Genomic DNA, 12,307 nt, shown 5'->3' on the forward strand with positions numbered 1-12,307 from the left:
CGCGGTCGGTACCCGCGCCGGCCGCTCCGTGGGGTCGGCGCCGCGGCCGCCCGCCCCCCCCCCCCCCGCCCCGGGGGGTCCCCCCCCCCACCCCCCCCCCCACGACCACACGTCCCTAGAATCCTCTTCCCTCCCGTTTCCGTTCCGAAGCGAAGGACGGCGCATGCCCCACAATTCCCACCCCGTGGTCTCGGTGGTCATCCCGTGCCATGACTACGGCCACTATCTGCCCCAGGCGGTGTCCAGCGTCATTTCCCAGACGTTCCGCGACTGGGAGATCGTCATCGTCGACGATGGCAGTACCGACAACAGCGTTGAGGTGGCCACGGCCCTGATCGCCCGGCATCCGGACCGGCGCATCAGGCTGCTCCAGCAGGCCAATGCCGGGGTCTCCGCCGCGCGCAACACCGGGATCGAGGCCAGCGCCGGCCGGTACATCCTTCCGCTTGACGCCGATGATGTGATCGCCGCGACGATGCTGGAGAAGACCGTCGCGGTACTGGACAGCGACCCCGGCATCGCCATCGCCTCGACCGATGTGTACGCCTTCACCGACGACGATCTGCCTCCGCAGGCGATGGCCTTCCCCGCCTACAGCCGGGAACTGCTGCTCCAACGGCTGATCATGTTCTACTGTTCGCTGTTCCGCCGTGAGGCATGGCAGACCGTTGGCGGGTACAACGAGAGTATGCGGGCCGGAGAGGACTGGGACTTCTGGATCGGCTGCGTGGAGCATGGTTTCCATGCTCACCACATCCATGAGCCGCTGTTCGGGGCGCGCAACAAGGACACGGGACTGCACGTAGAAGCCGTCGAGAACGACCTGGCGATCCGGGCGCGGATCGTGGCCAACCACGCGGGCCTGTTCAAGCCGATCACACGTAAATGGGCGTATGCCGTGCTCAGCCAGGACGCGGAAGCCTGCCTGCGGGACGAAGACGTGCCCGACGACATCCTCACCCGGGCAGCCGAGATGGACCAGTTCCTGACCGCGGTCATGGCTCTGCAGCGCACGTCGCGGGTGCAGTACTACCACATCAAGCGACTGGAGAAGGCGCTGGCCGATCACACCGGCACCGTCGGCCCGCCCACCCGGGAGAAGGACGCGAGCGCGACGGCTCCCGCCGTTTGACGGACTGCCCAGAACGCACCCTCGCGGACCCAGGCCAGTCGATGCGGGAGCGGAGCCGACGCGGCACGGACGCTGGCACAAAACGGAGTATGGGCTCGGAGCGCGTTCGGGAACAGGCCAGAATGAAGCCTCATGAACGACGGATCGAGCTGGCCCGTGGACAAACTGAGCGAACTCCGCCTCGGCAGGCGCCAGGCATTTGTGGACGTCCGCCCCAAGGAGAGCGGTCTCGACGCCCAAGCGCAGGGCGAGGGATGGGTTCGCAGCGACGCTGAACGAAGCTTCCACCTTGAGCACTGGGAGTACGACCGCGAACGCAAATACGGAAATGCCGCACAGCTCCACCGGGAGATCCAGACACTCGGCTATCCCGGAGGCGAGTTGGCCGTCCAGCGTCATCTGCGGCGCTACCGCCTCGGGCGCGGACACGCACCCGCCGTCGGTCCCAAGCCTCCCTCGGTCCGCGAGGTCACCTCATGGATCATGGCCCATCCCGAACACCTTTGCGACGGCGATGCCGGCAAGCTGCACCGCCTGCGTGAGCGCGACCCCGAGCTGAACCGGCTCACCGGCCACGTCAGGAAGTTCGCCGCCATGATGACCGGACGCCACGGCGACCGCCTTGACGGCTGGATCACCGCAGCCGAACAGGACACCCTGGTCCCGCTGGCTTCCTTCGCCCGCAACCTCCGCCGTGATCTCAATGCCGTCCGCAACGGCCTGTCCCTGCCCTACAGTTCCAGCGCCGTGGAAGGCAACATTAACCGGCTGAAGATGCTGAAACGACAGATGTTCGGCCGGGCCGGCCTCGGTCTCCTTCGCAAACGCGTCCTGCTCGCACGATGAGCCGGACCGTCCGGATCACAAGATCGTCTACAGAACCAAGATCCGCGATGGCCAGGTAGCGAACCGGCCGATCTATATCGCCATGGCCGTCACGACCGAGGGCACCCGCGACATCCTCGGGATCTGGGCAGGTGACGGCGGCGAGGGCGCCAAGCACTGGCTCAGCGTGTTCACTGAGCTCCGCAACCGCGGTGTCGAGGACGTCCTCATGCTCATCTGCGACGGCTTGAAGGGCCTGCCGGACGCGGTGGAAGTGGTTTGGCCGGGAACTGTGGTGCAAACCTGTATAGTTCACCTGATTGGGAACAGCATCCGATACGTCGCCCGACAGGACTGGGACAAGGTCGCCAAGGACCTCAAGCCCGTCTACACCGCCCCCAGCGAGGCCGCCGCGACCGAGCGGTTCCTGGAGTTCTCGGATAAGTGGGGCACCAAGTATCCGGCCGTGATCAAGCTGTGGTCCGACGCCTGGGCCGAGATGGTGCCCTTCCTCTCCTTCGACGTCGAGATCCGCAAGGTGATCTGCAGCACGAATGCGATCGAGAGCGTGAACGCCCGCATCCGCAAGGCCGTGAGGGCCCGCGGCCATTTCCCGTCCGAGGCCTCCGCGTTGAAGTGCGTCTATATGGCGCTGATGAGCCTGGACCCGACCGGCAAGGGCCGACGCCGCTGGACGATGCGCTGGACGGCGCCGCTGAACGCCTTCCAGATCGTCTTCGAGGGCCGGCTCACCCCCACCACCAGCAACTGACACCTCAGCAACCAAGATCAGCCGTTGAGTTGATTGGACAGACCCGCGCGCTGAAGGTACACGCCATACCCAGGCCGTAATCGCCCTCGCCCGCCGCGGAATCAACGTTCTGTGGGCCCTGATCCGGGACCGGCGCCTCTACGAAGTCACCCCGCCCCAGCCCACCGGTTAGGTTCTGCGTCGAAATCGAGGCGACGAGTCTTGTCCGTGCTCGGCAGACTGCAGACATGTCCACCGACGTGAGCGGGATGATCGAGTGCAGACCCCTGGCACGGATCTGGGGCGAGGACGACGAGGACGCGGTCTGGCACGCCGCCATCGACCTCTTCCTCCTCAACACCGGCAACGCCTATGACGCACTCGCCTGCCTCTTCGGCGTCCGCAACTCCTTCGGGTTCCAGCCGCTGACCGAAGACCGCGGCCTGCCGGACGACGCCTCGGACGGGCTGCGGGCCGCGTTCACCGCATGGGGCCGGCCACAGGACGCACACGGAACAACGTGGATCAATTGGGCCGAGTTGGCAGCCGCCGACTGGGGCGAAACCGATCGCTCCGGCACGCGCAGCCGCAGCACGGTCGCCGGGCCGGGGACCCACTGGGCGCCGGTCTGGGACGTGATGCGGACGCTTGCCGAGCTGCATGGACCCGAACACGTGCGACTCGTCGTCTGGTTCGACTGATCACGGAAGTCCGGTCCCCGACACGGGGCTTCCACCTTGATCGTGGACACCGGTTGTCATGCAGCGATGGCCAGCGTAGTTGATCTCTGTTCGAAGGCGACCGGCGCGAGGTAGCCGATCGTGGAGTGCCTGCGCCGGTGGTTGTAGAAGCCGAGCCGGCGGAAGACTGCGAGGCGGGCGGCTCGTTCGCTCGGCCAGCCGCGCCGGCCGGGAAGGATCTCGCGCTTGAGCGAGGCGAAGAAGGCCTCCGCGGCGGCGTTGTCCGCGAAGGTGCCGACCGCTCCCATGGACCGACGGATCCCGGCCCGGTGGCAGGCGTCGGCGAACGCCTTCGACCCGGACTGAGCCCCGTGATCGCTGTGGAAAATGACGCCGTCCACCTGTCCGCCACGAGTGCGGACGGCCGCGTTGAGCGCGTCGGTGACGAGCTCGGCCCGCATGTGATCGGCCATCGACCAGCCCAGCAGGCGACGCGAGAACACGTCGATGACGGTGGCCAGATACAGGAATTTCCCGCCGGCGATGGGCAGATAGGTGATGTCACCGACCCAGGCCCGGTCGGCGGCGGACGCGGTGAAGTTCCGCCGCAGCAGATCGGGCACCGCCTGGGCGGCGGGGTCCGGGACCGTGGTGCGGTGTCGCCGCTTCAACCTCCGCCCCTGGATGCCGTATTGGCGCATGAGCCGGTCGATGGGCTTGCGGTTCACCATCACACCGCCCTCGCGGAGCTCGGCGGTGATCCGCTTGGCCCCGTACGTCTTCCTGGACTCTGTGTGGACCTTGCGTATTTGCCGGGTGAGCGCTGCGTCGGCGGTCTTCGTCGCGGCCCGTGCCGGGGCGGCCTTCAGCCACCGGTAGAACCCGGACCGGGACAGGTTCAGCACGGTGCACAGCCGCTTCACGCCGAAGGCGTCGCGATGGTCGGCAACGAACTCGAAGCGGCTCACCAGTTCGTCTCGCCCGCAAAATACTTGGCCGCCCGGCGCAGGATGTCACGCTCCGTCTCCAGCGCGCGGACCTGCTTACGCAAGGCCGCGATCTCCGCTTCCTTCGTGGACTCCGCGAGCGCCTCGGGCCGCTCGGCGTTCTCTGCGGTCTTGATCCACTGCCGCAGCGTCTCGTGGTTCACGCCGAGTTCGGCGGCGATGCGTGAGACGGGCCGGCCCGACGAACGGGCCAGCGCCACCGCGTCGGCCCGGAACTCCGCCGAGTACTTGTAGGTCCCCACTCGGGACTCCTCTCCCTGAATTCAAGATCCAGTGTCGAGGTGTCCACGATCAAGGTGGAGGGCCCCCTCTCCACCGCCCCCGGCTGGAAGGCCGGCGGCTGGACCCGCTGGAGCCCCACCGACCCCGTCGACCGCTCCTGCCCCGAGTGCGGCACCGAGCAGGTACCGCTTCTCACCATCGCCTCCTGCGAATGGGACGGCGGTAGCGAGACCTGGATCCCCGAGGAGGAACAGATGACCCAGCCTCCGCGCCCCTTGGGAGAACCGGACGGCAACTTCACCAGGATCGGCATCACCGGCAGCAACAACCTCCAACTCCATGTGTGCCCGGCATCCCCGGACTATCCGCACTTCGAACTGGTCCAGTGAGCCGTTGCGGAAGTCCTCCGCGCCACCATGTACACCACGATCGGCACCGCGATCGCCGCTCCAGCCGGCAGCCCTGGCCGCCTGCCGGATGATCCAAACGACAGGCCCTGGATGGATGGCCGTCGCCCCGGGCTCCGCGAGGAACCCGGGGAACAGAACCCGGCGTACAGCCCGGCTCGTCTGCCGCCCTCTGTCATCACAGCCGCGTCGATCGCCGGTCGGACGGCCGGCCGTGCCTGACGAACCTCTCCGGCACGGCGGTGGACCCGCCGCCCGGAGAGGTGCCGATCAGCAGCGTGCCGCCGGGGACGCGGGAGGCTGGGGTCGAACGCAACGGCCTCTCGGCCCAGGTCAGGTCCTCACCCCACTGCCGGACTCGGCGAGGCCGTGCTGTTCGCCGGCGGAGTGAGGACGGCCTGCGGCTGGCCCGCGACCGCAGGAGGCGGGGTCAGGTCCTGGGCCGGAAGGTTGGGTGAGGTGGTTTCCTGGACGACGGCCTGGTCGAAGTCGACCAGGCCGGTCTTCTCCACCACCGTGATGTGCTGCAGGACCGTGTCGTTGGCCTGGTCGGCCAGCGCGCGGACCAGCGAGTTCTTCGTGGTGGTGCGGACGCTCGCGATCGTGGTGAGGAGCTGGCCGCTCGTCGCGCGCACCGTGGTGGCCATGTCCGTGTCGAACTGCTTGCCGCTTTCCCCGTTCAGCCGGGACTCGAAGCTCTGCTGTTGTGGCGACGGCTGGTTGGGCAGCGTGATCCCCAGCTGATTGGCGACATTTCGGCAGGCGGAGTCCAACGAGGCGTCCCCGTCGACCAGATGCTCCCCAGCGTTCCTGACCGCCTTCGTCGTTCCCTTCTTCGACGCCTTCTGGCCGACGGGGTACTCCCACAGTCCTGCCGAGCGCACTTCGACCACGAAATCCCGGTCGGCTTCCGTCAGCGGTCCGGTCGCCGGGGTGGCGATGATCCGCGCGGGCGCGTTGCTGACCTTCTGAACTCCGAGCATGGCGGGGTAGAGGAGGGAGCCGAGGGTCATGCTGAGCGCACCACCCACAAAAAGAGTTCCCGCCGCCTTCCGTGAAACGAGCACCGTGTCTCCTGATCCGGTTCTTCGGATCCCGCACACACCGACATACGGATGCGAGGGTTCCTAAGAACCTTTTGGGCTCGTCATGGGTTCGTAAAGTGATCGGCGGCCGACGAGGTGTGCCTGCCCGCTCAGCCGCGTGAAGTAGGGCCGTTCGGCCCTGTCGGCAGGCCCAGGAAGGGACTGTCGGCCCCTGTCGGGGTCGGGTGTCTTACGGCCGATCATGTAGCGGCGACCGGGAAGGGCCAGGTCCATTCCCGCACTTCTGTTCCTTCCCGGCTCGTCGACGAGACCAGCTGAGGGGGAGGACGCCGTTCGGTTGACGAGATGAAGAAGGAAGTCGGGGACCGCGGACCACGCGGTCGCGAGGCCCTGGGCGTGCCGTCGCATCCCCCGGGTGCGTGGTCCGGCGGATGCGCGGGTCAGCCGTCCCGGAAGGGCCTGTGCAGGGCTGGTCGAGCGGTCGGCGGCACGGCCGTTCGCGGGTCAGGCACGTCGCTGGCGAGCAGCACCGAGGCCGAAGCTGCGCGCAGTTCGGGGGGTGCCTTTGTGTCCTTCATCAAGGCTGAGTGGTCTGCGGTGGCTGTTTCGGTGGAGCGTGGTTCGTAGAAGGTGCCGTCGCGGAGCATCGCGAGGAGCACATCCATGCGGTGCCGGGCGAAGCGGAAGAGAGCCTGGATGCGGGTTTTCCCTGATCCCGCCCTATGTTGTTCCTGCAGTTCGCCTGGCTGCAGGTGAACTGGATCGGTCGTGATCCACCTGAGAGCCTGCCGGGGCTTGGCCTGTGTTGCCGGAAGCGTGATCACGCGGCGTCCCTCGCCGGGGCCGGTGCCCCCGGGCACGTTACAGCGCGAACGCAGGGACCCCGGGGGTACGGGTCACGCCGCACACCCCTGTGCCCGCCAGGGCGCCGCGGGCGGCGGCGCGAGGGCCGGTCTGATCAGCGGCATGACGGCCGCCAGCATCTCTGCCTCGCTCGCGGTCCCGTCCACGACCAGATCGGCCGCCGCCCGGGAGGGCGCGACGTGGGCTGCGTGGCGGTCCCTGCCGGTCTGCAGATAGTTGCGCAGGGACAGTCGGGGGTCCTGCCGCTGTACCTCGATCTTCCGGAGGATCTTGCGGGCCAGGCGTATGTCGTCGGGGGTGTCGACATACACGCGCCACGCGGCCCGCCGGACCACGGACGGCAGTGACAGCGCGAACAGGCCCTCGACCACCACCAGCAGCACGCCGGGGCGCAGCAGTGCCGCGTCAATGGCGTGTGTCACCGCTGTCTCGTCGATCGACCCCGGATGGTTCCAGTCGAGGACGGCGTGCCCGTCGGCACTGACCGTCCACAAACCCCTCAGGGGGTCGTGCGCGGGCACGTAGTAGTCGTCCAGATGGACCAGCGCGATGTTCTCGGGACACTGCAGCGACAGGGCTTCGGCAAGGGTGGACTTGCCGGATGCGGTGCCGCCTGCGACCGCCAGTACACCCGTCATACCGGGCGCTCCTCATGTGCTCAAAGGGGATAGACGAAGCGGCCGGACAAGCCGGGTGCAGGGAATGTACGGCGGCGCGATCGTCTCTGGCAAGCGGGGAAACGCGGCCCGGTTCAGCGGAGGCCAGGGCCGCGACCTTTGGTCGACCTGCGCACGGGTCTCGGCGATGCCGCGGACCTTCAGCGTGGCGTAGCGACGTCTTGGGCGCGGGCGTGACGTCGATGCGCGGGAACGAGTGGTCGAGGCAGCGCACCTGCGACGAGGCGGCCCCGCCCGGGCCCCACCCGCACACCGGGAACAGCACCGACGGCCGCCGCCCTCGACGCCCTGACCAAGACGTCTCCGGCAGGTCGCCCGGCCGAGCCGGAGGAGATCGCCGGGGCGGCCTGTCAACGGCCATCGAGATGTCCAGGTGGGCGGACGGGGGTCCCCCCGTCCGAGGGCTGGGGGCGGGCCTGCGGGACGGGTGTCCGGGCTGGTGGCCATCAGAAAACCATGCCTGTGGCCAGCCGTGTTCCTGGGGGTGGGGGTCAGGTCAAGGGGACCACGCCGATGCCGGCGAGGGCCTCGGCGAGGCGGTGTGAGTCGCCCGTGGTGGTCACCAGGTGAGCGTGGTGCATGAGGCGGTCGGTGCTGGCCCCGGCGAGTGTCTGGGCATGATCGTGTCGAATCCTGAGGGGTGGATATTGCTGGTCACCGCGATCGAGCGGCGTTCGTGGGCGGCGTCGATGATCCGGTAGTACGCCTCGGCGGCATCCTCGCTGACCGGGAGCAGGCCGATGTCGTCGATGACGATCAGATCGGCCCGGCAGATCCGGGCGACCGTGCGGGCGGTCGAGCCGTCGACCTTCGACTTGCCGATCGCGCCCGCGAGGGTCTCCAGGGTGAACCAGGCGACCCGCAGATCCTTCTCGATCGCGGCCTGGGCCAGACCTTCGGTGAAGTGCGACTTCCCGGTTCCGGACGGCCCGGCGATCACCAGGTTCTCCGCGCGGCCGATCCGCTCCAGGGTGATCAGAGAGTTCTGGGTGGGTTCGGGGATGGTGGAGTCCTCGGCCCGCCAGGACGCGAGGGTCTTGCCGGTGGGGAAGTTCGCCGAGTGGCGGCGAAGGCGCCGGGTGGCCGCGTCGCGGCCGGTGACCTCCTCGGAGATCAGCAGCCGCAGGACCTCAGCGGGATCCCACCGCTGGGCCCGGGCAGTGGCCAGGACGTCGGGTGCAGCCTTGCGCATGTAGGGCAGGCGCATCCGGCGCATCAGCTTGTCGAGCTCCTCGGGAAGGGCCGGAGCCTGGGGGAACGTCACGGTCGGTAATTCCTTCGTGGGTCGCAGTGGGCGCCGATAGGCTCGGCGGATGATCAATATGGCGGTGCGTGGTGACAGCGGGAACGTCGTGGCTCGCGCCAAAGCCGGTGTGGAGTGGACCGCCGGTTTCGCGGATCTGGACCCGGCGGAGTTCCCGATGCTCTGGGCCCTGACGCCGTATGGCGATGCGGTCTTCAACCAGCGGCAGGTGCCGCTGCTGCTGGCGGAACTGGACCGGCTTCCTGCCGACTTGGGCGGTGACTGGGTCGGTCAGGCCCGCGAGCTGTGCCAGGTCGTCGAGCGCAGGCTGCACCTGTATCTGTGGTTCATCGGCGACTGACTGCGGTCAGTCTGCCCTCGGCTCCCCAGCCGCTGTCTGCTGCCGGCCCAGGGCTTGCCAGGCGATGGTGCCGTTCTGGACGGAGTGGGCCTCGTCCGCGCGGACGACCTGACTGACGGGCTTGCTGGCCGCAATGTGCTCCAGGATGGAAACCAGGTCGTCCTCGGCGAAACGCCCGGCCGCAGCAGCGAGTCCGAGGGCCTGGTCGACCCGGTCGCTGCCCAGGACCGCGGCGAGCTCGACGGCGTGGGCCATCTTGGCGCGGATGCGGGACGCCCCGGCGGGGCCGGCCTCCTTCAGCCAGCGCCCGGCTCCCGGGCCGATGCCCACGAACGCGACCTCCGCCGCTGAGCGCGGTCGCAGCCTGGGCTGATGGACCGAGCGGTTGTCGGGGTGGTCGGGGTAGTGCGCATCGATGATCTGCGGGACGCCAGGCGTGGACAGCTGGTGACGCCAGATCTCCGACAGGCCACCGGAGCTGGTGCGGGCCGTGATCGACAGCTCCTCGCCGACGACCCGGCACCAGACCCTGGCGCCGGTGTAGCCGGGCGGGGTCGAGTAGCGCACGGAGTTGAAGCTGACGGTGCGGTCCGAGCCGACCACCCGCTCCTCGCCCAGCGCGAGCGCCAGCGGCTCCAGCGGGAGGACGTGCAAGGTGGTGCGTTCGATGTCGAGCCGGTCGGCCGGGATCTGCCCGGTTGCCCGGTGCCGGTGCGTGTTCACCGTGTCGCACCAGATCAGGCAGGCGTCCGCGAGCTCGGCGAAGGTGTCGTAGGCGGGCAGCAGGTTCGCCTCGGTGGGGACCAGGTCGGTCTTCGCGATGCGGACCGTGGCCTCCGCGCCGCCCTTGGACTCGGGGTCGTAGGGAACGCAACTGACGACCTGGCAGCCGTAGTGCCGGCCCGCGGCGACCATCTGCGGGTGCCGGACCGGGATCCCAGCGATGTGCTCGACGGTGACCGTCTTCGCGTTGTCGGTCAGCACGTAGGTCGGAGCCCCGCCGATCCGCCGCAGCGTGGTGTCCAGGCAGGCGACCAGGGTGCCCAGGGTGCAGTCCCAGACCGGGATCACCACCCGGAACCGGGACCAGGACAGCCACGCGCAGAACAGCCAGGTCCGCCGCCCGCCGATTTTCGGGCCCTCGCCCCAGTCGAACTGCAGCCACCGCCCGGGCTCGGGGATCCACGGACGGTAGGTCCGCCGCTTGCCGGCCCGGCCGCCAGCCATGGGCCGCACGCCCAGCCTGCCCAGTCCCGGGCGTGCGGCCCGCAACACGGTCGTCTCCAACTACGCCGGCAGCATCACCCCAGACACCGCAGCGCGCGTCGGCTGCCTCAAGAGCGCCACCGGCATCGTCGCCATTGGCAGGACAATCGCCACGACCACCCGCCTGGCCGACCCGGCCATCGGCGACCACTGGACGGCGCAGGGCAACGTCCTGCAGGTTCTCAAGAGTCAACTCCCTAGCATAAGTGACGACTTGGCTGCTTCCGTGACCGCTCCGGGCAAAGGTGGTGAAACTGGCACGGGTGCCTGTGCCTGCCCGTAACAACCCCTGTTCGCGCGCCTGCTCGGATCAGGGCCCGTCGTCAGCCGTGCCCGCGTCCTTGGGATTTGGACACCCATCTGCGTACCGAGCTTGCGCGACGCCTCACGGGGAACAGCGGCGGTCCGGGCGAGACGGTTGATCGGCCGGGAGTTGATGGGTCACGCCCCGCAGGCGGAGGCCCACTGGATGAGGCCCCCGGGGGAGCGGGCTAGAGTCTTCGCCGATCATCGGTATGGACGAGGGGCTGGCGAGAGTGGCGACGGCGGATTCCGGCGAGGTAAGTGACCTGCCGGTGCCGACCCGGAGCCGCGTGATCATCGGGTGGCTCCTGGTCGTGCTGCTGGCCGCCCTGACTACCTCGCTGTTGGGCGCCCTCGACGCCGGCCTGGGCGGGGTCCTCGGAGTCATCACCCTCATGCTGAGTTACCACCTGATCGTCCGGCGCCTGATCCTGCGCGGGAACGCGGTGCCCAAGCGGGTCAAGGTCTGCTACATGCTGGCGTCGATCGCGCTCGCCGTAAGCGCCGTATACGCATCACCCGCCCGACTGGTCGCCTTCGGCAAGGAGGGCGTCGGCTCCATCGACTACCAGGACCGTCAGCAGGGCAGCCACGGCACGTACTTGCAGTGCTACGTCCAGGACCCGGACGGCAATGTCGATCAACTGCCGTCTGGCGGCGCCTGCCCGCACCCAGATGGAACGCCCGTCACCATGGTCTACACCGCAGACGGGATCGGGGGGCCGTTGCTGGGCACCAAGTCCTCCTACACGTATGCGGTCGTCATCTGCGTGGTGGGCGAGCTGACCGGCTATTTCCTGATGGTCGCTGCCGCCGTCATCACGGGCCGCTGGTACGCAACCTGACGGTGCGCGACGAGCTGACGTACCAGCTCCGGTCGCTCACGCCGCAAGAATCGCTGTTCCGGTCGCGTTCGGCGCGCGAGCCTGGACCATCCCCAGGCGCTGAGGAAGACAGCGAACGGGCCGGCGAGTACCCGGGCGATGAAGGTGATTGCGAGGTACTGGGCCTGATCCACCTGATCGGTGAGCGCAATGGAGGTCAGGATCGCGGTGCTGATGCCGAACGCTGTCAGGGTGACGCCTCGGGTGATGACTGTGGCCCGGTGGCTACGCAGTTAGGCCCGCGGGCTGACGGCAGGTGCAGTGTCGACGAGGGTGACAAGCCCTGCGTGGAAGCCGGAGGCTAGACCGCTCACCAGGCCGAGTGCGAGGCCGACTGCCGATGCCGGTCCGAATGCGCTGCCAGGGAGCGCACCCGGCGGCGCGGCGAAGAGCCGGTCGAGTGCATGGTCGGGCGGTACGGTCTGGACATCGGAGTCTTCGACGTAGCACATGCTGTTCGGGAGCCTGTCCGTGGGGTTGGCCCCCGGGCGTGCGCAGGTGAAGTTCGATGCGACCGTGAAAGGAAACGGACGGCCCGGGCACAGGACCCGGGCCGTCTCAGGTGTGGCTGTCGGGGAAGAAACCCCGTCGCGGCAGTGCCGTGTCAGCGTCGGTGGCTCGCCTTGACCAGAGCCGGTA

Annotated in this window: 12 protein-coding genes and 2 pseudogenes; 8 read left to right on the forward strand and 6 right to left on the reverse strand. The window is 68.6% G+C overall.

Annotated features, from left to right (window positions below):
* Window positions 1-163 precede the first annotated feature (163 nt).
* The 5 genes and pseudogenes from ACIPSA_RS50270 (at window position 164) to ACIPSA_RS50290 (ending at window position 3,409) form a co-directional block, all read left to right on the forward strand.
* Window positions 164-1,132 (forward strand): glycosyltransferase family 2 protein, encoded by a 969-nt coding sequence (locus ACIPSA_RS50270; protein ID WP_402648764.1) that lies wholly within the window; start codon window positions 164-166, stop codon window positions 1,130-1,132.
* Window positions 1,133-1,264: 132 nt separating this feature from the next.
* Complete coding sequence (locus ACIPSA_RS50275; RefSeq protein WP_402648766.1) at window positions 1,265-1,978, forward strand: transposase; 714 nt, start codon at window positions 1,265-1,267, stop codon at window positions 1,976-1,978.
* A gap of 37 nt (window positions 1,979-2,015) precedes the next feature.
* Window positions 2,016-2,729: pseudogene (locus ACIPSA_RS50280) on the forward strand (IS256 family transposase); the annotation flags it as partial.
* Window positions 2,730-2,775: 46 nt separating this feature from the next.
* Window positions 2,776-2,901 (forward strand): annotated as a pseudogene (locus tag ACIPSA_RS50285) (IS110 family transposase); the annotation flags it as partial.
* A gap of 55 nt (window positions 2,902-2,956) precedes the next feature.
* Window positions 2,957-3,409, forward strand: coding sequence for a hypothetical protein (locus tag ACIPSA_RS50290; protein WP_402648769.1), 453 nt, complete (start codon window positions 2,957-2,959; stop codon window positions 3,407-3,409).
* Between the two features lie 56 nt (window positions 3,410-3,465).
* Here the strand turns inward: ACIPSA_RS50290 and ACIPSA_RS50295 are convergent.
* A protein-coding gene (locus ACIPSA_RS50295) for an IS3 family transposase (RefSeq protein WP_402648772.1) occupies window positions 3,466-4,637 on the reverse strand; the annotation gives its coding sequence in 2 pieces (ribosomal slippage) (window positions 3,466-4,373 and window positions 4,373-4,637; 1,173 coding nt in all).
* A 39-nt stretch (window positions 4,638-4,676) separates the two neighbouring features.
* Here ACIPSA_RS50295 and ACIPSA_RS50300 point away from each other — a divergent pair.
* Window positions 4,677-5,006, forward strand: a complete 330-nt coding sequence (locus ACIPSA_RS50300; RefSeq protein WP_402648774.1) for a hypothetical protein — start codon at window positions 4,677-4,679, stop codon at window positions 5,004-5,006.
* 359 nt (window positions 5,007-5,365) lie between these two features.
* Here the strand turns inward: ACIPSA_RS50300 and ACIPSA_RS50305 are convergent, their stop codons facing one another.
* From ACIPSA_RS50305 to ACIPSA_RS50320, 4 genes are all read right to left on the reverse strand, one after another.
* Window positions 5,366-6,055: a DUF4142 domain-containing protein gene (locus tag ACIPSA_RS50305; RefSeq protein WP_402648786.1), complete on the reverse strand. Its 690-nt coding sequence runs from the start codon at window positions 6,053-6,055 to the stop codon at window positions 5,366-5,368.
* Window positions 6,056-6,510: 455 nt separating this feature from the next.
* Entirely contained in the window at window positions 6,511-6,894 is a 384-nt protein-coding gene (locus ACIPSA_RS50310; protein ID WP_402648788.1) for a hypothetical protein, read from the reverse strand.
* Window positions 6,895-6,966: 72 nt separating this feature from the next.
* Window positions 6,967-7,572, reverse strand: coding sequence for a uridine kinase (locus ACIPSA_RS50315; RefSeq protein WP_402648776.1), 606 nt, complete (start codon window positions 7,570-7,572; stop codon window positions 6,967-6,969).
* A 598-nt stretch (window positions 7,573-8,170) separates the two neighbouring features.
* Window positions 8,171-8,875: an ATP-binding protein gene (locus ACIPSA_RS50320; RefSeq protein ID WP_402648777.1), complete on the reverse strand. Its 705-nt coding sequence runs from the start codon at window positions 8,873-8,875 to the stop codon at window positions 8,171-8,173.
* A 49-nt stretch (window positions 8,876-8,924) separates the two neighbouring features.
* Between ACIPSA_RS50320 and ACIPSA_RS50325 the strand changes: the two genes are divergently transcribed.
* On the forward strand, window positions 8,925-9,215 hold the full coding sequence (locus ACIPSA_RS50325; RefSeq protein WP_402648779.1) for a hypothetical protein: 291 nt from the start codon (window positions 8,925-8,927) through the stop codon (window positions 9,213-9,215).
* A 6-nt stretch (window positions 9,216-9,221) separates the two neighbouring features.
* Here ACIPSA_RS50325 and ACIPSA_RS50330 read toward each other — a convergent pair whose 3' ends face one another.
* On the reverse strand, window positions 9,222-10,502 hold the full coding sequence (locus ACIPSA_RS50330; RefSeq protein WP_402648782.1) for a DDE-type integrase/transposase/recombinase: 1,281 nt from the start codon (window positions 10,500-10,502) through the stop codon (window positions 9,222-9,224).
* A 494-nt stretch (window positions 10,503-10,996) separates the two neighbouring features.
* On the opposite strand from ACIPSA_RS50330, the gene ACIPSA_RS50335 reads away from it, so the two are divergent.
* Window positions 10,997-11,629 (forward strand): hypothetical protein, encoded by a 633-nt coding sequence (locus ACIPSA_RS50335; RefSeq protein ID WP_402648784.1) that lies wholly within the window; start codon window positions 10,997-10,999, stop codon window positions 11,627-11,629.
* Window positions 11,630-12,307 lie beyond the last annotated feature (678 nt).

The sequence above is a fragment of the Streptomyces sp. NPDC086549 genome, assembly GCF_044746205.1.
Taxonomy (GTDB): domain Bacteria; phylum Actinomycetota; class Actinomycetes; order Streptomycetales; family Streptomycetaceae; genus Streptomyces.